Here is a 20,600-nt window from a genome sequence, read left to right on the forward strand (position 1 = left end):
TTAATATACATAGTTTTTAGCTATATAGAAAAACCGCACCCTCTAAAATCATAGAGGGTGCGGGTTTTGGTATAATGACTTTTAGTCAAGAATGACTATCATTTAAAATCTATTAATGTAGATTAACTAGTCTTCTAAGAAATTATCAGTTTCGACGATTCCCATTATTAAGAGAGCCATTATGGTGATTATCATTTTGACGTCCGCCATTATTACGGTTGTTATTTCGGTTATCATTATTTCGACGTTGACCATTATTATTTCTATTATGGTTATTATCGTTATTCTTCGGTTTTTCTGGTTGTAATGCTTTTACAGACAGACCGATGCGATTGCGCTTTACGTCAACAGAAATGATTTGAGCTTCGATAATATCACCTACAGCAAGCACATCTGATGGATGTTGACGGCTATTGCAAAGCTCGCTGCGGTGTAATAAACCATTCGTTTTAAGCCCAAAGTCTACAAAAGCTCCGAAATCAACTACGTTATGAACAGTACCTTTTACAACGGTACCGACCTTGATATCTTCAAGGCTCACTACGTGTTTTCTAGTAAGCGGAGCCGGTAAATCTTCCCGAGGATCACGACCTGGTTTTGCAAGAGCCGCCAAGATATCCCGAACAGTCGGCACGCCCGCATCAAGCTTGGCAGCCATTTTATCGGCATCCACAAGAGGTAATTTTACTTGCAATGCTTCTAATTGAGATTTATCTTGTAAGTCTTTTAAGGTAAAGCCTAATTCACCAATGATGCGCTCTGCCAATTCATAAGACTCTGGATGGACGGATGTATTATCCAGTGGATTTTTACCGTGTTGTAAGCGCAAGAAACCAGCACATTGTGTAAAGGCTGCAGGGCCTAAACGAGGTACTTTTAGCAATTCCTTACGGCTTTTAAACACACCATTCTCTTGACGGTATGCAACAATATTTTTAGCCACCGCACTAGAAATGCCTGCAACATGTTGCAAGATAGCTGGAGATGCAGTATTTAGCTCTACCCCAACGTGGTTTACTACAGTTTCAACTACTTGGTCTAAGGTATGTGTCAATTGTTTTTGATTTACATCATGTTGATATTGACCTACGCCGATAGATTTAGGATCGATTTTAACAGATTCAGCCAATGGATCTTGTACACGGCGTGCAATAGATACGGCACCTCGAATGGTAACGTCTAAATCTGGTAACTCATCGATAGCCAATTTAGATGCTGAGTACACAGATGCGCCCGCTTCATTAGTAATGATATAGTGGCAATCTAATTGTTCCTCTTCAATCATAGTAGACGCAAATTGCTCTGTTTCATAGGATGCAGTACCATTACCGATAGATAAAAGAGTAACCTTAAACTTACGGATTTTATCAGCCAATACCTTTTGAGCTTCCTTGCGAAGCTTTTCACTATTTGTTAAATAGTACGCACCGTAATCGAGCACATTGCCTTGTTGATCGATAATCGCCATTTTACAGCCAGTACGGTAACCAGGGTCAAGGCCCATGATAACATGTCCGGCCAATGGTGGTTGTAACAATAGATTTTTGAGATTTACACCAAACACCTTGATAGCTTGCTCATCGGCTTTTTCCGTCAATTCATTGCGGATTTCACGCTCTAAAGCTGGGAAAATAAGACGTTTGTACGCATCAGCTACAGCAGCCGCTTTATACTCTACGAAGATTGACTTCGGATTTTTCTCTAACTTTTGTAACATATAAGCAACATAGGTGTCACCTGGTACGGTGAGCGCCAATTTCAAAGCACCTAATTTTTCGCCGCGATTAACCGCCAAAATACGATGGGACGGCATTTGACGTACAGGCTCAGCATATTCAGCGTATTGCAAGAATTGTTGTTGTTCTTCCTCTTCACCGCTCAATTCAGCTTGAATAAAGCCTTCATTCCACATCTTCTTACGCAAGTACGCCCGGAAGTCTGCACTATCACTGACGATTTCCGCTACTATATCAGAAGCGCCTTGTATGGCATCCTCTGGCGTAGGAACCTCTTCTGTTATGTATTCTTTTGCAATCTCTAACGGATCTCCAGAGGTAACCGTATCGTTGATAATCATATCAGCCAATGGCTCTAATCCACGTTCACGGGCAATCATAGCACGCGTACGTTTCTTTGGACGGTACGGTAAATACAAATCCTCTAACTCTTGTAGCTTTGTAGCAGCTTCCAAAGACTTCATCAACTCGTCTGTCATCTTTTCTTGCTCTGTAATAGAAGCAATGATTTCTTGGCGACGTGTTTCTAAGTTGCGCAAGTATTTAATGCGTTCTTCGATGGTGCGCAATTGCTCATCTTGCAATTCGCCCGTTACCTCTTTACGATACCGTGCAATAAATGGTACTGTATTGCCTTCGTCCAACAATTCTACGGCAGCTTGCACCTGCTTTGGCTTAACATTTAATTCACTGCCGATAATGGCAAACATTCTTTCACTCATTTAGCTGCCTTTCTGCGATAGGTTACAAAACGATGAGGATATTGATTCTTTTCATCCACAATGCCGTCTACAACGGATTCGATGGTGAAAGCATCCTCTGAGAATTCAGGGAAAAATGCATCTCCATCAAATTCATGGTCTACTTCAGTGATATACATAGTATCTACATAAGGTAGAAAAGCTTCGTATACTTGAGCGCCACCAATAACGTAGGCCGCATCAAGCGCACGTGCGGCTTCAGCAGCCGCCTCAGGGTTATGGAAAATCTTAACACCTTCTGGTGCATCAAAGCCTTTATCACGAGTAATTACCCAATGCTCACGATTTGGCAACAAGAACGGTAAGCTTTCAAAGGTCTTACGGCCCATGATAATAACATGTCCTGTTGTTTTTTCCTTAAAGAATTTCAAATCATTTGGCAAATGCCAAATCAAAGTATTATCTTTACCGATTACACGATTATGTGCTACGGCTACGATTAATGCTAACATACTGCCCTCTTTCAGTTAATACTATATGGCAACAGTCATAAATTATACTATTTAGCAATGGCTATGAACACAATACTATATATCAATAGCCATACATATTATGCTATTTAACAATTGTCATGAATACAATGCTATACAGCAACAGTCATGGATAATTTACCTAAATGTTCATATCCATCTAAGGTAATGTCCTCTGGTGTGAAGTCATAGAAGTCTTTTACCTCAGGATTCACAATAATTTTAGGAGCAGGCAACGCTTGTTCACGACGTGCTAATTGCTCACGCAATGCATCTACGTGATTTTCATAGATGTGAGCATTGTTGATAACATGTGTAAATTTACCTGGTTTTAGACCGGTTACTTGAGCAATCATACATTGTAATGCCGCATATTGAGCCGTGTTAAATGGGACGCCAAGCCCCATGTCGCCACTGCGTTGGATGAGCATGCAGTTCAAGTAACCATCCCCTACATCCCATAAGGTTTCATACGCACATGGTTGCAACGCCATATCATCTAAATCTTCAATATTCCAAAGGGTTACAATCATTCGGCGGCTATCAGGATCTTCTTTAATCGTTTTGATGAGCTTATCTAGTTGTTTGTACTTCGCAATTTGATAGCCGTATGCTTTACCAATAGTACCATCTTCACGCATCCATTCATCCCATACGTGCACATTCATTTCTTGCAATTTGCGCACGTCATTGGACTGCATTTGCCAAATCCACAATAATTCTTTTACAGCTGTTTTGAAAGCTACAAATTTAGTGGTTAAAATTGGAAATTCCTCTTGCAAGTCAAATTGCATGATTTGTTGAGGCAATTTGTACGTTGCAATGCCTGTGCGATTTTGACCATAAATGCCATGATCTAAAATATTTTCAATAATACCGAGGTATTGTGTATCTGCTAAGCTCATTTATCCCCCTAGATCTATTTATAATAAGCAAAAAATACTAATGTATATCTTGATAATCTTACTAAAATATATAGTACTATCATACTAAAAAATATACAGTACTACCATATATACAGGAAAATTTATTATCCCTTATATTCTGCAATGGCCTGTAAAAAGGTAAGTCCATATTTTTTTAATTTTGCTTCCCCTACGCCTTTAACATTGCCAAACTCACCTAATGTAGTAGGTCGTAAATTTGCCAAATCTATGAGTACTGTATCAGGGAAGATAAGATACGGCCTAAGACCCGCTTTTTCTGCCAAGCGTTTGCGATGTTGCCGTAAATGTTCAAATAAGCCGCCCGATGTAGAGCTGGATTTTCCTCGCACCACTGAAACAGCAGACTTACTAGTGCGAGAAGGCACAGACACATGTTGTCTAATTTCCTCCACCTCTTTGCGACCGGCTAACACTTCCTCTGCACCAGCCGTTAAGGATAATACAGGATATTTACCTGTAGAGCTACGTAAGTATCCAGATGCTACAAACTGTTGGATAAGCCCTTTAATTGACTTTTCATCTACATTACTCAGTAAGCCAAAGACTGGCAATGCATCATGGCCTGCACGCATAATCCGATCCGTTCGATCCCCGCGGACAATAGAGGTTATCATTGATGCCCCATATCGCTCATCGGTGCCCATGATGGCACGGAAAATAGCCTTTGCTTCTTTCGTAACATTGACCTTATCAGTAGCCCCCTTACAAGAGCTACAATTATCACAGGTTGTCCAAACGGTGCTTTCACCAAAGTAATTAAGCATATATTTACGCAAGCAATTACTACAGAAACAGTAATCAATCATAGACTGCAATTTGCGTAACTCCACATCTTGTCGCTCAGGCGTTTCAATGGACTGTTCAATTAAATACTTATGAACCTGTACATCCTGCCCACTATAAAGCAAGATACATTCAGCAGGTGCCCCATCACGGCCAGCTCGTCCTGCCTCCTGATAATAGGATTCCATATTACGCGGCATTTGATAATGTAGCACATAACGTACATTACTTTTATCAATGCCCATACCAAAGGCATTGGTAGCCACCATAACCTGCAATTTATCGTCTGCGTAGGCATTCTGCATTTCACGGCGCACCTCGTCGTTGAGCCCCCCATGGTAATGGCCCGCTTTGATGCCCGCACGGGTTAAATTTTCATACACACGATCTACATCCTTGCGCGTTGCACAGTAGATAATACCATTTTCATTGGCGTGCTGACGCACATAATGAACAGCGTAATCCATCCGCTTTGGTGTACGGATAACAGAGAAGGATAAATTAGGCCGATCAAAACCCGTCACGTATACATTAGCCTTATCTAGGCCTAATAATTTTTTTATATCGTTTTCTACATATTTCGTCGCCGTCGCTGTGAAAGCCCCCACGATAGGTCTCTTTGGCAATGAATTGAGCCACTCACCGATAAGGCGATAAGACGGTCTAAAATCATGACCCCACTCAGAGATACAATGAGCCTCGTCCACAATGACTTGAGCAATCGGTAACGCTCGCAGTACATTACAGAAAAAATTAGAGCTCAACCGCTCTGGTGCAATATATAAGAGTTTAATCTTACCACTACGTACTTCGTACATGGTCTTATTAAACTCAGATTGTGTAAGTGTACTATTGATGAGCGCTGCTGGTATATTCTGCACCAAGAGACCATCCACTTGGTCTTTCATAAGAGAAATGAGAGGAGAAAACACAATAGTCAAGCCCGCCTTACAGAGCGCAGGTATCTGGAAACAGATAGACTTCCCAGCCCCTGTCGGCATGATTCCAATTACATCTTCATTCCGCAACAAGGATGCAATAGGAGCCTCTTGAGCTGGTCTAAAGGAGGTATACCCAAAGTAGGTCTCCAACATGCGCAATGCTTGTTGTTTCGTCACAACTTGATGTTGTCTAGATACATCTTGTTTTCCGCCTACCTGTTGTTCCATAGGGTCCTCCTTTCACGTTCCAGAAATATAAGTATTAATTTCGATTACTACTGACAAATATTTCGTACACTCAATACGAAATATCGTTTTTTCATTCTTTTATTTTATCATATTTCATTCGGTATGGGGCTTATTAATATATGATTTCATAAGTAATCAGCTAATGCGTATCTCTAAAATATATAGCCTAAATTAATATAGGAATCTTATTGATATCACCAATTTTTTACCCTCTAAAGTACTAATATGTGGTACAATAAAAATTATTTACTATACTATAGAATATAACTAGAACCTAAGGAGGTCTTATATAGGCATGACACAAGACAACTTAATGATTATTATCGCCTTTGCCTTATATCTAGGACTCATGATGTATATCGGGGTCTACTATTATCGTAAATCGAACAGCATTGGTGATTACATCCTCGGTGGCCGACAATTAGGACCATGGATTACAGCACTTAGTGCGGAAGCATCAGATATGAGTGGTTGGATGCTCATGGGTGTGCCGGGCCTAGCGTATACTACGGGGATTTCTGGTGTGTGGATTGCCGTAGGCCTCACATTAGGCACATGGGCCAACTGGAAATTCGTTTCTAGACGCCTGCGCAACCATACCGAGGTAGCCAGTGACAGTTTGACCTTACCGGATTATTTAAAGAATCGTTTCCACGATCAGTCTCATTCGGTAGCTGTCATTTCCGCCTTATTTATCTTGATTTTCTTCTTGATTTATACATCATCAGGCTTCGTGGCAGGGGGCAAATTGTTCAATACTATCTTCGGTCTTGATTACACCGTATCCCTCTTTATCACAGCTGGTATCGTCGTATTCTATACCTTCCTTGGCGGATTCCTCGCCGTATCTTGGACAGACTGTATTCAAGGCGCATTAATGTTCTTTGCCATCTTGGCAGTACCAATTACAGCAGCCATGTACATGGGTGGCCTTATAGAAACATTCCAGCTCATCCAACATGAGTTCCCACAAGGACTTAGCTTGTTTGGTAATCCGTCTGATTGGTTTACTTGGGCTATCGGCCTAATTTCTTCTCTTGGTTGGGGTCTTGGCTACTTCGGTCAACCACACATTTTAGTGCGCTTCATGGCTATCTCTGATGCGAAAGAACTTAAAAAATCTACGAACATCGCCATGGTATGGGTTATCTTATCCCTTATGGCAGCTATTGCAGTAGGTCTCATCGGTCATGTTTACATGCTGCCAGATAAGTTAGTAGGCACTGATGCGGAAACAATATTTCTCATCATGACTGAACGGCTCTTTACTCCATTTGTAGCAGGCCTTATCTGGTCTGCTGTATTGGCCGCTATTATGAGTACCGCATCTGCTCAATTATTAGTAACAGCCTCTGCTATTTCTAATGACTTCTATGCTAATATCATCCATCCAAAAGCAAGCGATAAAGAGCTTGTATTAGTAAGCCGTATCGTAGTACTTCTAGTGGCATTGATTGCCATCTATATGGCAATGGACCCAGACAGCTATATTTTGACAATGGTAGCCTATGCTTGGGCAGGCTTCGGCGCAGCCTTCGGTCCGGCCATCTTGTTCTCTTTGTTCTGGAAGCGCATGACGCGTCACGGCTGTATCGCTGGTATTGTTGTAGGTGGTTTGACAGTACTCATTTGGAAACAATTTGGATTCTTTGGCCTATACGAAATTGTGCCAGGCTTCATCTTCTCTTCTATCGCAATCTATATTGTGAGCCTCATGGGTAAATTGCCTCCACGTCCGGTTCTAAAAGACTATAGAGAAGCAGAAAAAATGCACGTTCTATAAGGAAATATAAAAAAGCTAGTTGATTCATCGATCAACTAGCTTTTTATTTATGAGTATTGGTGTAAACCTTCCTCAATTGCGGCTTTTACCTCTGTCACTAAAGAGGCTGGAGTAAGCACTTTTACACTTTGCATATATTGGAGCGCCCAATATTTAAAGGCGTCATGATTAACACGTACACGACATACAACATTATCGGCTGTTATATTCGTAAACTCTACATTGCCATCAAACCAATCTAAAATTTGATTTACGATGGACCGTTTAGCTTTAAACGTAACAGTAATAGATTCACCGCCGAACATATAAATATGTTCCTTTACGTATTGTGACACGTTAAAGGTACGTTGTTGTTGGTATCCCTTTATCTCCCGTAAAGGTTTTCTACGTTCATTTAGCACCGTAATATGTGCAATTCGATCGACACGTAATGTAGACATGTCATCATAATTTTCGTGATTCCCCACCAAGTAATAATGTCCCCGATTCATTACTAGTTGGAATGGGTTAAATACATACTTCCGTTCCTTATGATCTGGCCCAAGATTAATGTGTAATCGCTTATCCACATCTGGTTGGCAATAGGCCAACGAAATTTTTCTACCCTTTTGTATTGCTTCTTCTATGAGATCAATATTAAGAAATAAATCTTGGCTTCTATGAAGGTACTCCGTATTACTTTCAATATCAATACCATGAGGCTTAAAATAGGAGCTCCCCAATTTTGCAACACGCCCGATTAAATCTTTACGTTGAGATGCAGTAATATGGCGAGATGCCAATATACCATCAATCAATAACCGCAATTCAGAATCTTCAAAGGTATGAATCATATAGAAATCAGTACGTCGAATGGTGCCATCTGCTCCCACAGCAGACTCTTCACATTGAATACCAAAATCTCCAGATTCATATAAATCATTTAAATGACGGCCTAAGGTTTTCCGATCGACGGATACCTCGTACCGTTCGGCTAATATACTGCGAATCTCCTCTTGAGATAACGTATGATTAGCATCTGTTTCGTCTTTCAGGATTTCTAGTATGTATACTAGAACTGCCTTTTTAGATGCCATAAAAGACTCCTTTTACAAATAATACAATTAATACAACTTTATCAACTAATACAATTTATAGAATCATCCACAACACATCGGATGATATTTACAAAATACCCAAACACATTATACCATACTTTCATGAACGGTTCATTTTTTCCTCATTAAAATTATCGATTTACTATACTTTTTCAGCAATATAAAATAACTAAAAGTAATAAATATAAAATAAAAGTAAATTTAATTATATAAAACAAAACCCGTTAACACTTAATACATATATATGTTATAAGTGTAACGGGTTTCTATTTTAGCTATAAAATCAGCAGAATATAATACAGCCCCATAGCAACAGAATCAAATAAAGGGAGCTATCACTTAGGAAATACTACCTGTTTTCTTACTTCTAATAAAGCCTAATTGTTCCATACGCGTTGTTAATTCATTATAAAAAGCTTCAGCCATGGCATTTTGATGCTTTGTAGTTTGAGACTGATCTGCACTAAAGAGAGCCTCTTTAATCTTTTTAATTACCGTAGATTTCGCTTTTGGTTTGTTCAACAACTCCATAAATAATAAATCCTCTTCAGAAATATCACCAATAGCATCATTGAACATATCTGCTCCATACATATATTCACTGCCACCATGAACAATAGCTTTTACAAAGTTTGTAAAACGGGCAGGTATATAAGATAAGCCCTCCATATACTCTTCTTTTACAGGGAATGTTTTATAAAAGCGAATACCACCACGTACCATATGCTCTACTACAGCACGATACAAGCTACATACAGCAGGTTCTAATTCATCATCAGATGCATGAGCTGCCTCATGAGCTGCTTTTAAAATAGCTAGAGCCTCGATCATATTGAACGTACCACCATCTTTAATAAGCGCTTGGAAGGTATCTCTTACGAGTACATTTTCAAACATTTCTAGTGCTTCCTCATCAAAGAGAATTTGGAAAACAAAGCTATTTACAATAGTACGTACAGGAATTGTATTCACTTCAGCCGGATTTGCAACAGCAAAGTTGATATCTTTTGCAACGCTAGCTTTACAAATAATCGACTTGCGGAATGTTGTATCTAATATAAAATCTAAATATTGTTCTTGATCCGCTTGGCTATTAGGTGCCAATTGCTCTAATTTATCTGCAATACTTTCATCATAGGTACGAACCATAGATAGTGTAAGATCTGCATCACATACATAAGCAAGATTATGCGCTTTCAAGTGGTCATTGAATTGATAGAAATAGCATGGATCATTATGAGGTTCTAAATGGTCATGACCTACATAATAGTCATCCTTTTGCATAACAGAGCGCAATGCACCAAGGAATTTACTATTTCGTTCTTTAAGATTATCATAGTTAAGAATCTGAGCACCCACAAGACTACCTACGGTCTTCCCGCGCAATACCTTTTCCTTATGAGTCAAATTATCTTGTTCACGATTAGCAAATAGCATAAGCTGACGAACCTCTTCCATAGTATGCCAGCCTGGATACGTATTGTACGACACATAGGCAATACCATTATCCGCCAAATGATTAGAAATAATATTGAGCAATTTATCCTTCATTTCATCACTAATCCAAGAGTAGAATCCATGGGCAATAATGTAATCGAAGGTCCCCATCGATTCCTCAAAATTCAAGATGTTTCCTTGTATCAAGGATACATTATCTAGTTTGGCATCACTGATGATTTGATTGCCCTTCTCTACTTGGTCTTGTGAAAGCTCAATACCTACAAAGGTCGCCTCTGGATTAAATACGGCTTGAGAAATAATATTACCGCCATAAGTAGCACCTAGTTCAAGAACGCGAGCTGTCTTCGCAGGTGGAGTATTTAGCCCTACAAGAGCACCATACGCTTCTAAATAGGCCGGCGTCGTAAAAGGAAATGGATAGGATTTATAGCCTAACTCTTTATATATCGTTTGTTGCATGTCTTCCGTTGTCATTTGTGTATTATCCTTAGCCATATGTACCTCTATATTTAATATTAGAATTATCCAAAATATGTATTACTAAAATTATGCATGACTCCTTATCATTATACCAAATTCCTAGTATATTACCTATGTTTTAAGCAGTTAATACGTAAGTAATACAATAGCAACTAGCACTATAACTGATTTATGGAAGATACTTAATATGATATTTAGAAAACTAAATTTACATACAAAAGAGGCACCCTCGAAAGGGTGCCTCATATAGTTTTCAGTCGTTAAATAACGAATTATTTTACGTCTTCAAAACCTTTTTGTAAACGAACATAGCTTAAGCGACGTTCTTTAGCATCTTGTTCAGTTTTAGCGAACAATTCTTCTGCCACATCTGGAGCAGCTTTAGCCAAGGAAGCGTAACGAACTTCACCTTTAAGGAAGTCTTGGAAGCTTTCAGTTGGTTCTTTGGAATCCAAGGAGAATGGATTTTTACCTTCTTCTTTAAGTTGAGGGTTGTATCTGTAAAGATCCCAGTAACCAGCTGCAACAGCTTTACGTTGTTCTTCTTGAGCTTTACCCATACCAGCTTTGATACCATGGTTGATACATGGGCTGTAAGCGATAATCAAGGATGGACCTGGATATGCTTCAGCTTCTGCAACAGCTTTCATCAATTGGTTTTTATCTGCACCCATAGCTACTTGTGCTACGTATACATAACCATAAGACATAGCCATCATGCCAAGGTCTTTCTTCTTAGTACGTTTACCAGAAGCTGCGAATTGTGCAACTGCTGCTACATTAGTGGATTTGGAAGCTTGACCACCAGTGTTGGAATATACTTCTGTATCGAATACGAAGATGTTGATGTCTTCGCCAGAAGCTAATACATGGTCAACACCACCGAAGCCGATATCGTATGCCCAACCGTCACCACCGAAGATCCAGTGGGAACGTTTGATTAAGAATTGTTTTTTCTCAAGAATTTCTTTCAATTCAGGAGTTGTAGCGCCTTCAGCTTCGATAGCTGCCACTAAACGTTCGGAACGTTGACGAGTAGCTGCACCAAGGTTAGCAAATTCAATCCATTGTTCTAAAGCTTCTTTCAATTCGCCAGTAGCAGTTTCAACTGCTTTAGAAGCCAATTCTACTAATTGTTGGCGGATTTTCTTAACGCCGATGTACATACCATAACCATACTCAGCATTATCTTCGAACAAAGAGTTTGCCCAAGAAGGACCATGACCTTGTTGGTTAGTTGTGTATGGAGATGCAGGCATGGAAGCACCCCAAATAGAGGAACAACCAGTCGCATTGGCAATCATCATACGGTCACCGAACAATTGAGTTAACAATTTAGCATAAGGAGTTTCACCACAACCTGCACAAGCACCGGAGAATTCGAACAATGGTTGTTCAAATTGGGAACCCTTAACAGTTTCCTTTTTCATAGGGTTTTCTTTTACAGGAAGGTTAACACCATAGTTCCAAGCTTCAGCTTGTTCGATTTCAGTATCGATGGATGTCATCACGATAGCTTTGCCCTTAGGAGCTGGACAAATATCAACACAGTTACCGCAACCCAAGCAATCTAATGGGGATACAGCGATACGGAATTGAAGGTCTTTAGCGCCCAATGCAGGGATTGTATCGAAATGTTCTGGAGCCGCAGCCACTTCTGCTTCAGTTGCCAAAATTGGGCGAATTGTAGCATGAGGACATACGAAGGAACATTGGTTACATTGAATACAGTTTTCAGGCAACCATTTTGGAACGAACAATGCAGGACCGCGTTTTTCGAATTTAGCAGTACCAGCAGGTAATGTACCATCTTCATAGCCAGAGAATGTGGATACAGGAAGATCATAACCAGCTTGTGCATTGATTGGTTGTGCAATATTTTGAACGAAGGATGGGCAAGATTCGCAACCAGGTTTAACTGCATGATTGCCATCATCTACTGCGTCTTTCCAGCTAGCAGGAACATCTACTTTTACCAAAGCGTTAACACCTTGATCGATAGCAGCATTGTTCATGTCAACGATATTTTGACCTTTTTTACCGTAAGAAGTTACTACGGATTCTTTAAGGTATTTAACAGCATCATCTACAGGGATGATTTCAGTCAATTTGAAGAATGCAGCTTGCGTTACCATGTTGATACGACCGCCCAAACCGATTTCGGAAGCGATTTTCGCAGCATTGATGATGTAGAAGTTCAATTCTTTTTCTGCGATTTGACGACGTAATTTAGCAGGTAAATGTTCATCCAATTCTTCAGGAGACCAAGTACAGTTCAATAAGAATGTACCGCCTTTTTTGATGCCGCGAATCAAGTCGTATTCATGTACATAAGATTGACGGTGACATGCTACGAATTGAGGTTCAGTAATCAAGTAAGGCAAGTTGATTGGGTTTTTACCAAAACGAAGGTGAGACATTGTTACGCCACCAGATTTTTTGGAGTCGTAGTCAAAGTATGCTTGAGCATACATATCAGTGTGGTCACCGATGATTTTGATAGCGGATTTATTCGCACCTACAGTACCGTCAGAACCGAAGCCCCAGAATTTACATTCAGTCAAACCAGGAGTTTCAACTTCTACGCCTTCAGCACGATCTAAGGACAAGAATGTAACATCATCATTGATACCCAATGTGAAGAATTTCTTGCCATTTTCAGCAGCTAAGTTATCGAATACAGCAACGATATCTGCAGGGATAACGTCTTTGGAGCTCAAACCATAACGACCAGCGATAACTTTTACATTACGGCCACCGTCAACTACAGCTGCTTGTACGTCTAAGAACAATGGTTCAGCCAAAGCACCTGGTTCTTTAGTACGGTCAAGAACTGCAATGCGTTCTACAGTTTTAGGAAGAGCTTTCAACAAACGATCTGTTGCGAATGGGCGGAACAAATGAACGTTGATAAAACCAACTTTGCGGCCCAATTTGTTGAGGTAATCCACAGTGGATTCTACAACTTGAGCGGAAGAGCCCATAGTTACAACAACGTCAGTAGCATCAGGAGCACCATGGTAGTTGAACAATTGGTAGTTAGTACCTGCCAATTTGTTAACTTCGTTCATGTAGTGTTCTACAACGTCAGGAACGTTCAAGTAGAATTTATTGGATGCTTCACGATGTTGGAAGTAAACGTCAGGGTTTTCTGCAGTACCACGAGTTACAGGAGCATCTGGATTTAAAGCATTTTTACGGAAAGCTTTAACAGCATCCATGTCAACTAATGGTTTTAAATCTTCATAGTCCCAGATTTGAATTTTTTGAATTTCGTGGGATGTACGGAAACCATCAAAGAAGTTGATGAAAGGCACGCGAGTTTTAATAGCTGTCAAATGAGCTACAGCGGACAAGTCCATTACTTCTTGTACAGAGGATTCAGCTAACATAGCACAGCCAGCTGCACGAGCAGCCATTACGTCTTGGTGGTCACCAAAGATAGCCAAAGCATGTGCAGCCAATGCACGAGCAGCTACTTGGAATACACCTGGAAGTAATTCACCTGCTACTTTATATAAGTTAGGAAGCATCAATAACAAACCTTGGGAAGATGTGAAAGTTGTTGTTAATGCACCAGCTTGTAAAGAACCGTGGGTTGCAGCAGCAGCACCTGCTTCAGATTGCATTTCTACAACTTGAACAGTGTTGCCGAAGATGTTTTTTCGACCAGATGCAGCCCATTCATCAATGTGTTCTGGCATTGGAGAAGATGGAGTGATTGGATAAATCGCAGCAACTTCTGTAAAACCATAAGAAACGTGAGCAGCCGCTTGGTTGCCGTCCATAGTTTTAAATTTACGACTCATGTGATTATTGCCTCCTTAAGCATTTAGCAAAAATAGAACACTTGCTTAATCTATCATTATGTTTAGGAATAACAACCATTACAAACTTGCGCACATGAAAAAATAATGCAATAATATATATGTTATATATAATATGGCATTATGTGTGAGCATACTTTTTTGTGATGGGCACAACCATAATTCCTAATATCATAACTTGATATAGCCCTATATGCTAATTATAACGTGCTGGGCCCTATCAACGCAACACATACAGTGACTGTCGCTTTGCCAATATTGCTATCCATGCTTTACATAAAGTAATAGCTAATTGCATTACAGTAATAACTATTCTCATTTAGTTAGGTCACGTCCTATAACCAAGTTTTATTTTTAGGGGGTTAATTATGGATTTTCATCATTTGAAATACTTCGTTGAAGTAGCTGATCAAAAAAGCTTTAGTAAGGCTGCAAGGAATTTACACATCTCCCAATCTGCAATCAGCCGTACAATTAAAGCTTTAGAAGACGAACTTGGTGTTGTTCTCTTCATGCGTAATGCTAAATCTGTAGAACTTACTGATGGGGGTACCATCTTCTTAACCCACGCTAAACGCGTTGTGTTTATGTTTGAACATCTAAAAACTGATTTTGAAAACGAGTTTCGTTTGGAGCAAGGTTCCATCAGAATTGGTATTCCACCAATTACTGATGCTCCCATTTTTGCCCAGTTATTAGGTGAATTTAAAAAAGTATATCCACAAATCGAATTGGAACTCTACGAACAAGGTTCTAAAAAGGTTGAGATCAGCGTTCAGGAAGGTTTAATTGATATTGGCATCATCTGTACTAAACCAAACCCTAAAGAATTTGAATCTTTCTACCTTACGAGTGACCCACTGTCCGTTATCATTCCAAAATCTAGCCCTTTAGCAAAAGAAAAAGAAATTCGCCTAGAAATGCTAGCTGATGAATCCTTTGTATTGCATAAAGACGATTTCAACTTACATGATGAAATCATCAAAGCTTGTAAACACACCGGCTTCCAACCGCATATCGTGTTTGAAACGAGCCAACGTGATCTCATGTTACAAACGGTTAGTGCAAACCTTGCTATCGCATTATTACCATCTCGCCTCTGCCCTGAGGTAGGTGAAAATACGGAGGTTGGTTCTAAGGTTGTCGTAAGACCTCTCGTACCTGAAATTATTCATACCCTTTATGTAATTTGGAAAAAAGGTCATTACCTCTCCCACGCTTCTCGCTTGTGGTTAGACTTCGTAAACTCCAAATTACCATTACCTGGATTACAACTCGAGGATCGTCAATAATGAACAAACCATCTGGGCTCGCATCTAAATTGCGAGCCCTTTTGAAAGCTAAAGAAGCTCCCATGTGGGGCGTTATCATTGTGCTGGTTATCGTTATCATATTCCAGCAAATACAAATCTCTGAATTACAATGGCGTGTCGATGAAGACCACGATGGCTCTACCATCGACAGTGTAGCAGGTCGTCTTTACATTCTTGAAGGGATGGCTAATAAGCATAGTGATCAACTAGACGAAATCCTAAAAGATATTCGTCAACTACAAAATGACGGTGCCAAGTACGACTGGGAACTAAAACAACTGCAATGGTTGCATCCAGAGCTCAAAGTACAACCACCAGAGGCAAACCCACGCCCATTCAAATCCACAGATCTAAACCTCGATATGAATCCTGGGAAAGTGCCTGATGTAACAAAACAAAATCAATAAAGAAATCAGGAATAAATAAAAGCACCTTACATACCTACAAAAGTCATCACAAATGACTCTTCTCATAGGATATAAGGTGCTTTTATCGTTATTCTATTATAGATTTAATTGCTAGTTTTGCCATACATCTCTGCAACGACAAGTTGCTTCTACTTGCGATACGCTTCTAATTTATATGCATATTCACTTAAAAGCTCCTTTGAATAAATTTTTTCATTTTTTGAATCTCTAACTTCTTTCCAAATAATAGATGCTACTTTTAATTTATTCGAATAATTGCCACTACATTCGTCTGCACAAAAATCCTTAAAAAATTGATTCCATTGACAAACCGAATTGTCATACTTTGCATAATCTGATTCACCATAATATACTTTCAGCAAATCTCCAATGGTAAAGCTTATATTTTTTTCACTTTTTACTTTTCTCCAAGCAGTAGCCATATCAGCATTAAACTTAAATCGTGAAACACCTATTAAAGCAGAGAAATATTCTCTAAACTTCGTATTAAAAGAAAAATTACATTCAAGTAATGGCGTATCTAAAGTAATATTCTTCACTTGCTTTCTTCTATTTTTTATTGATGATTTTTTAATTAAATCGCCTTTAAAGTACTGCTCAATAATATAATTGAGTTCTTGTTTTGTTCCCCTATATTCTAATCCTAATGATTTACATATTTGTGAAAGTTCATCACGATACCAATAATATTTTTTAAATTCATCAAACGATGTAATTTCATCAAACTTAGGTCTACACTCTTTCAATATTCTGCCTCCTCAAGTTTAAATAATACTATTTTGTAAATTGTAACATAAAATTGAATAGTATCCAAAATCACACCATTGAAGCATTCGTTAAATATTTTCCTATTAAGTTGTCTATAATCTAGTTATCTATAATATAGCTCTACTTAATCCTCTTTATGCTCCATAGATTTTGGAAGTGTCAAAATTAATAGACCAGCAAGGAACATACAAGCCCCCATTACATAGTAACCATAAGCAAAGCTACCAGTGTGACCATTGATGAATCCAAGCATATAAGGACCTACCCAGCCCCCCATGTTACCTGAAGAGTTAATGAGTCCCATCGCCCCCGCTGCAGCAGCGCCAGATAAGAAGGTTGTTGGCATGGTCCACCATACACCCATACCACCGTAAACACCTACTGCAGTTAAGCATATAAAGAATAAGCTAACTTCTGGAGATGGACTGTGTGGTGTTGCTAAGAAACCAATAGTACCAATGAACAATGTAGTAGCAACGTGCCAACGTTTTTCATTGCGCTTTTCAGAAGAGTAACCACAGTATATTTGTACAAGTAAGGCTGCTGTCATTGGAATAGCAATAGACCACGCTACCACACTTGGTGGCCATCCAGATAAGCTTTTAAGAACTTGAGGCATCCAAAAACTAAAGCCCCAGAAACCAATAACCCACAAGAAATAGATTAACGCTAAACGCAATACTTTTGGGTCTTTTAACGCTTGCCAAATAGTATATTTCTTTACGGCTTGCTTTTGTTGCTCTTCTTTTTCAAGCTCGGCTTTAATATATACCTTTTCTACATCAGTTACCCAAGATGCATGTTCAGGACGCTCTTTCATCCAGAATGCGAAAATGAACGCAAAGATCACAGCAGGAATAGCTTCAACGATAAAGAGTGTACGCCAACCATGTAGACCAAAGAACGTTGTATCCAATAAAATACCTGCCAATGGCCCACCAATGATGTTAGAGAACAATAAAGATGTCAACATCAAGGAGATTGCCTTCGCTCGCTCCTTTGGCAAGAACCAATTTGGAATGAGTAATGAATAAATTACAGGATATAAAGAAGCCTCACATAGACCAAGTAAAAATCGATAAACATAAAATTCCAACTCAGTGGTCATCGTCGTCATAAGAATACATACGAGCCCCCAACTAAACATGATACGCGCCACCCAATGCATAGCATTACAACGAGCTGCAATTAAAGATGCAGGCACTTCAAACAAAACATAACCAATAAAGAAAATGCCTGCCCCCATACCAAATACTTCTGGCGTCAACCATGGTAAATTCTCCTTCATAGTCAAGCCTGCATAAGCAATGTTAACGCGATCCAGGAAGGCAATAATAGAAACAATAAACAATGGTAAGACTACGTGAAGCATACGACGTTTCGTAAAATCTCTGAAATTGATATCCCCACTTTGAGGCTCTAGTGTAGATGAGTTCATATAATTCCTTTCTACTTATTAAAATATTACATACTTTACCATCTTAAAAGAACAAACGTCCTCTGTCAATGGAATTTTATAGAGTATAGAAATAACAAATAGGAATAGTAAAACCAAAATAATGACATATAAAATAGAAAAGGTATATTCGCTAGAAATGACTGTATAAAATAAAAAAGCACTTTATAGTATGAATCTATCTCTATCACAAGAGAAGAAAATACTATAAAGTGCTTTCATATTAATTAGTCTTAACAGGATCATAATCAGCAGGCACTGGAGCAACGATACTCACAAAGACAATATCTTCCGTTCCAGTATTTTTTGCACCATGACATTCACCCTTTTTAGATACTATAACTTGCCCCTTTGTAAAAGGCACCTCTGTATTAGGCGTTGGATAAAATACACCCTTGCCTTGCAATATAACCCATATATCATCAGAGTGATGATGATAATGTTTTGGTAAGATTTGACCAGGTTTAATAACCCATACTGAACCACCTGTAGAATCAGTTTGATAAAATGGCGTCTTAACAGCGTTCTCCAAACTTTCAACTTTCACAAGTTCCATATCAAAAACACGTTGATCATTCATAATGCTCACACCTTTCATCGATTAATAACTAACGAGTGCCCGATGCATATTCTCGCATATTAATATCTAGAACCTCTCGAACCGGGTGACTTAGAGAATCCTCATATTGTACTTTCCACTGAATATCCTGATTCATCTCGCCATTTTGTAACCCCGCAATGGTTCCCCCATCACCTATTAGATTATCATGTTCGAAAATATAATTCAACACATTATAAGCATGAAATACTACATGATTAGGATCTACACCGTGAAAGTGATACTGTAAATCAGGTAAAAATAATGTACTCATACCCACAGAATCTACCATCATATCATTGGTACCTTGAATACTAAAATAACGTACATTTACAGCATAATAAATAAAACGAGTTACCGCTTTATCTGAATGATTTTCAATCGATTCACGACTTAAGAACTTACGAGATGGACCAAATACAACAGCTTTACAAGATGGATATAGCTCCAACAGTGCATCTACATATTTCACTAGCATATCGGCCCGTTCTTTAGCCTCTAAACCAGAGGCTAACATATCCGTAGCAAACACCCTGTATTGACACTCTGTCAACAACTCATCCACATTGGGACAATCCCACACCTGACTACGTTCAAAATCATCTAATACAGGCTTATCGATTTTCTCACAATCCGTCACCATTAACGTCGGTGAAATATCTGCATCAGTATCCTCGTAATGCACCTTATAATTCTGAGGAGCAAAACCAGCAGACTCACGACGGTGATCAAAACAATCAACAGGTCCTAGATGCTTCGTAAATATCTCTATCATTGTATCCCGATCAGGCATATCACACTGCTTCGGCATTAATAACTCAACGAAAAAAATACCACCTGGTCGGACTGAAGTATCTGTTAAATCTTGTTTAAAAACTTGGCTCATATGCTCTCTCCTATAGTTAAAGCGTAATATAAAATGCATCCTTTATCCTATAGTATATCGGATGTTTATAAGTACTACAATTACGTAACCAATGTTTTATAAATAATATAAAGTCTATATTTTGACTACAGGTTAGAGTAATTTCTATATACTGTGACATCACGTTTATATGATTTAAACATAGGGATTCATATTCAGGTTCAAGCTGTTTACTATTCTCTAATGTTTGTAGAAATTTTGCATATAAATAATCAATACTTTCATAACGATTACCAACCTTACAACTCCCCATATCAAATAGGTTACGATAAGAAATATCTCCAGGCAATACAGACATCCAGTTTAAGGCATACTCTGATACACCGAATACTGTATTTTCTGGATTAGGCCCATCTAAATCATCCTGTAACCACGCTGATATTATTTGGTACATATTTAGTATTTCATATTCGCCTATTTCACCATAAAACTCACCTAACCCATCTAGATCAATCTCTAAATTGGCAATACAACGATACATAAAAACTACCTCCTAAAAGTCTCCAATCTTCTTATAGTAAAAGTATAACTATAATCATGTACCATATTTGCCACATTAGACTTTATTTCTATCTTT

The 20,600-nt window shown here is 38.8% G+C and carries 15 protein-coding genes; 3 read left to right on the forward strand and 12 right to left on the reverse strand.

Annotation, left to right across the window (positions count from 1 at the left end; genetic code table 11):
• Nucleotides 1–145: 145 nt before the first annotated feature.
• From VPHSUH08_RS05455 to recQ, 4 genes are all read right to left on the reverse strand, one after another.
• Nucleotides 146–2,458 (reverse strand): Tex family protein, encoded by a 2,313-nt coding sequence (locus VPHSUH08_RS05455; RefSeq protein WP_058948042.1) that lies wholly within the window; start codon nt 2,456–2,458, stop codon nt 146–148.
• Entirely contained in the window at nt 2,455–2,949 is a 495-nt protein-coding gene (locus VPHSUH08_RS05460; protein WP_008715045.1) for a dihydrofolate reductase, read from the reverse strand. The genes VPHSUH08_RS05455 and VPHSUH08_RS05460 overlap by 4 nt, the downstream gene beginning before the upstream one ends.
• Nucleotides 2,950–3,080: 131 nt before the next feature.
• Nucleotides 3,081–3,872 (reverse strand): thymidylate synthase, encoded by a 792-nt coding sequence (locus VPHSUH08_RS05465; protein WP_058948043.1) that lies wholly within the window; start codon nt 3,870–3,872, stop codon nt 3,081–3,083.
• A 125-nt stretch (nt 3,873–3,997) separates the two neighbouring features.
• Nucleotides 3,998–5,866: a DNA helicase RecQ gene (recQ, locus tag VPHSUH08_RS05470; RefSeq protein WP_105086974.1), complete on the reverse strand. Its 1,869-nt coding sequence runs from the start codon at nt 5,864–5,866 to the stop codon at nt 3,998–4,000.
• Nucleotides 5,867–6,182: 316 nt separating this feature from the next.
• On the opposite strand from recQ, the gene putP reads away from it, so the two are divergent.
• Nucleotides 6,183–7,670, forward strand: coding sequence for a sodium/proline symporter PutP (gene putP / locus VPHSUH08_RS05475; protein WP_105086975.1), 1,488 nt, complete (start codon nt 6,183–6,185; stop codon nt 7,668–7,670).
• 47 nt (nt 7,671–7,717) lie between these two features.
• Here putP and VPHSUH08_RS05480 read toward each other — a convergent pair whose 3' ends face one another.
• The 3 genes from VPHSUH08_RS05480 to nifJ form a co-directional block, all read right to left on the reverse strand.
• Nucleotides 7,718–8,746, reverse strand: coding sequence for a YafY family protein (locus tag VPHSUH08_RS05480; RefSeq protein WP_077707594.1), 1,029 nt, complete (start codon nt 8,744–8,746; stop codon nt 7,718–7,720).
• A gap of 360 nt (nt 8,747–9,106) precedes the next feature.
• Nucleotides 9,107–10,723 carry a methyltransferase regulatory domain-containing protein gene (locus tag VPHSUH08_RS05485; RefSeq protein ID WP_058948046.1) on the reverse strand — a complete coding sequence of 539 codons (1,617 nt, stop codon included), beginning with the start codon at nt 10,721–10,723 and terminating at the stop codon, nt 9,107–9,109.
• A gap of 257 nt (nt 10,724–10,980) precedes the next feature.
• Complete coding sequence (gene nifJ / locus VPHSUH08_RS05490) at nt 10,981–14,517, reverse strand: pyruvate:ferredoxin (flavodoxin) oxidoreductase (protein WP_008715037.1); 3,537 nt, start codon at nt 14,515–14,517, stop codon at nt 10,981–10,983.
• 386 nt (nt 14,518–14,903) lie between these two features.
• Here nifJ and VPHSUH08_RS05495 point away from each other — a divergent pair, with 386 nt between their 5' ends.
• Both VPHSUH08_RS05495 and VPHSUH08_RS05500 read left to right on the forward strand, forming a co-directional pair.
• Entirely contained in the window at nt 14,904–15,827 is a 924-nt protein-coding gene (locus tag VPHSUH08_RS05495; protein ID WP_008602616.1) for a LysR family transcriptional regulator, read from the forward strand.
• Nucleotides 15,827–16,255 carry a hypothetical protein gene (locus tag VPHSUH08_RS05500; protein WP_038125714.1) on the forward strand — a complete coding sequence of 143 codons (429 nt, stop codon included), beginning with the start codon at nt 15,827–15,829 and terminating at the stop codon, nt 16,253–16,255. The genes VPHSUH08_RS05495 and VPHSUH08_RS05500 overlap by 1 nt, the downstream gene beginning before the upstream one ends.
• Before the next feature lie 149 nt (nt 16,256–16,404).
• Here the strand turns inward: VPHSUH08_RS05500 and VPHSUH08_RS05505 are convergent, their stop codons facing one another.
• The 5 genes from VPHSUH08_RS05505 to VPHSUH08_RS05525 all read right to left on the reverse strand — a co-directional run bounded on the left by VPHSUH08_RS05505 (nt 16,405) and on the right by VPHSUH08_RS05525 (nt 20,504).
• Nucleotides 16,405–17,022, reverse strand: a complete 618-nt coding sequence (locus tag VPHSUH08_RS05505) for an SAP domain-containing protein (protein ID WP_105086976.1) — start codon at nt 17,020–17,022, stop codon at nt 16,405–16,407.
• Nucleotides 17,023–17,168: 146 nt separating this feature from the next.
• The gene (locus VPHSUH08_RS05510; protein WP_105086977.1) at nt 17,169–18,482 is read right to left on the reverse strand and encodes an MFS transporter; all 1,314 of its coding nucleotides are present in this window, start codon (nt 18,480–18,482) and stop codon (nt 17,169–17,171) included.
• Nucleotides 18,483–18,723: 241 nt separating this feature from the next.
• Nucleotides 18,724–19,080, reverse strand: a complete 357-nt coding sequence (locus VPHSUH08_RS05515; RefSeq protein WP_105086978.1) for a cupin domain-containing protein — start codon at nt 19,078–19,080, stop codon at nt 18,724–18,726.
• Nucleotides 19,081–19,108: 28 nt separating this feature from the next.
• Nucleotides 19,109–19,984, reverse strand: a complete 876-nt coding sequence (locus VPHSUH08_RS05520) for a DUF4261 domain-containing protein (protein WP_024061617.1) — start codon at nt 19,982–19,984, stop codon at nt 19,109–19,111.
• Nucleotides 19,985–20,000: 16 nt separating this feature from the next.
• Nucleotides 20,001–20,504 carry a hypothetical protein gene (locus VPHSUH08_RS05525; RefSeq protein ID WP_024064552.1) on the reverse strand — a complete coding sequence of 168 codons (504 nt, stop codon included), beginning with the start codon at nt 20,502–20,504 and terminating at the stop codon, nt 20,001–20,003.
• Nucleotides 20,505–20,600: the final 96 nt, after the last annotated feature.

Origin of the sequence: Veillonella sp. S13054-11 (genome assembly GCF_002959795.1) — a bacterium.
Taxonomy (GTDB): Bacteria; Bacillota; Negativicutes; order Veillonellales; family Veillonellaceae; genus Veillonella; species Veillonella parvula_E.

Excerpts from the sequence above, each read along its gene's own strand:
- VPHSUH08_RS05455 (WP_058948042.1), bottom strand. The coding sequence starts at position 2,458 with ATGAGTGAAAGAATGTTTGCCATTATCGGCAGTGAATTAAATGTTAAG.
- VPHSUH08_RS05500 (WP_038125714.1), top strand. The coding sequence starts at position 15,827 with ATGAACAAACCATCTGGGCTCGCATCTAAATTGCGAGCCCTTTTGAAA.
- VPHSUH08_RS05515 (WP_105086978.1), bottom strand. The coding sequence starts at position 19,080 with ATGAATGATCAACGTGTTTTTGATATGGAACTTGTGAAAGTTGAAAGT.
- VPHSUH08_RS05525 (WP_024064552.1), bottom strand. The coding sequence starts at position 20,504 with ATGTATCGTTGTATTGCCAATTTAGAGATTGATCTAGATGGGTTAGGT.
- VPHSUH08_RS05465 (WP_058948043.1), bottom strand. The coding sequence starts at position 3,872 with ATGAGCTTAGCAGATACACAATACCTCGGTATTATTGAAAATATTTTA.
- putP (WP_105086975.1), top strand. The coding sequence starts at position 6,183 with ATGACACAAGACAACTTAATGATTATTATCGCCTTTGCCTTATATCTA.
- VPHSUH08_RS05460 (WP_008715045.1), bottom strand. The coding sequence starts at position 2,949 with ATGTTAGCATTAATCGTAGCCGTAGCACATAATCGTGTAATCGGTAAA.
- recQ (WP_105086974.1), bottom strand. The coding sequence starts at position 5,866 with ATGGAACAACAGGTAGGCGGAAAACAAGATGTATCTAGACAACATCAA.
- VPHSUH08_RS05510 (WP_105086977.1), bottom strand. The coding sequence starts at position 18,482 with ATGAACTCATCTACACTAGAGCCTCAAAGTGGGGATATCAATTTCAGA.
- VPHSUH08_RS05485 (WP_058948046.1), bottom strand. The coding sequence starts at position 10,723 with ATGGCTAAGGATAATACACAAATGACAACGGAAGACATGCAACAAACG.
- VPHSUH08_RS05495 (WP_008602616.1), top strand. The coding sequence starts at position 14,904 with ATGGATTTTCATCATTTGAAATACTTCGTTGAAGTAGCTGATCAAAAA.
- VPHSUH08_RS05520 (WP_024061617.1), bottom strand. The coding sequence starts at position 19,984 with ATGAGCCAAGTTTTTAAACAAGATTTAACAGATACTTCAGTCCGACCA.
- VPHSUH08_RS05480 (WP_077707594.1), bottom strand. The coding sequence starts at position 8,746 with ATGGCATCTAAAAAGGCAGTTCTAGTATACATACTAGAAATCCTGAAA.
- nifJ (WP_008715037.1), bottom strand. The coding sequence starts at position 14,517 with ATGAGTCGTAAATTTAAAACTATGGACGGCAACCAAGCGGCTGCTCAC.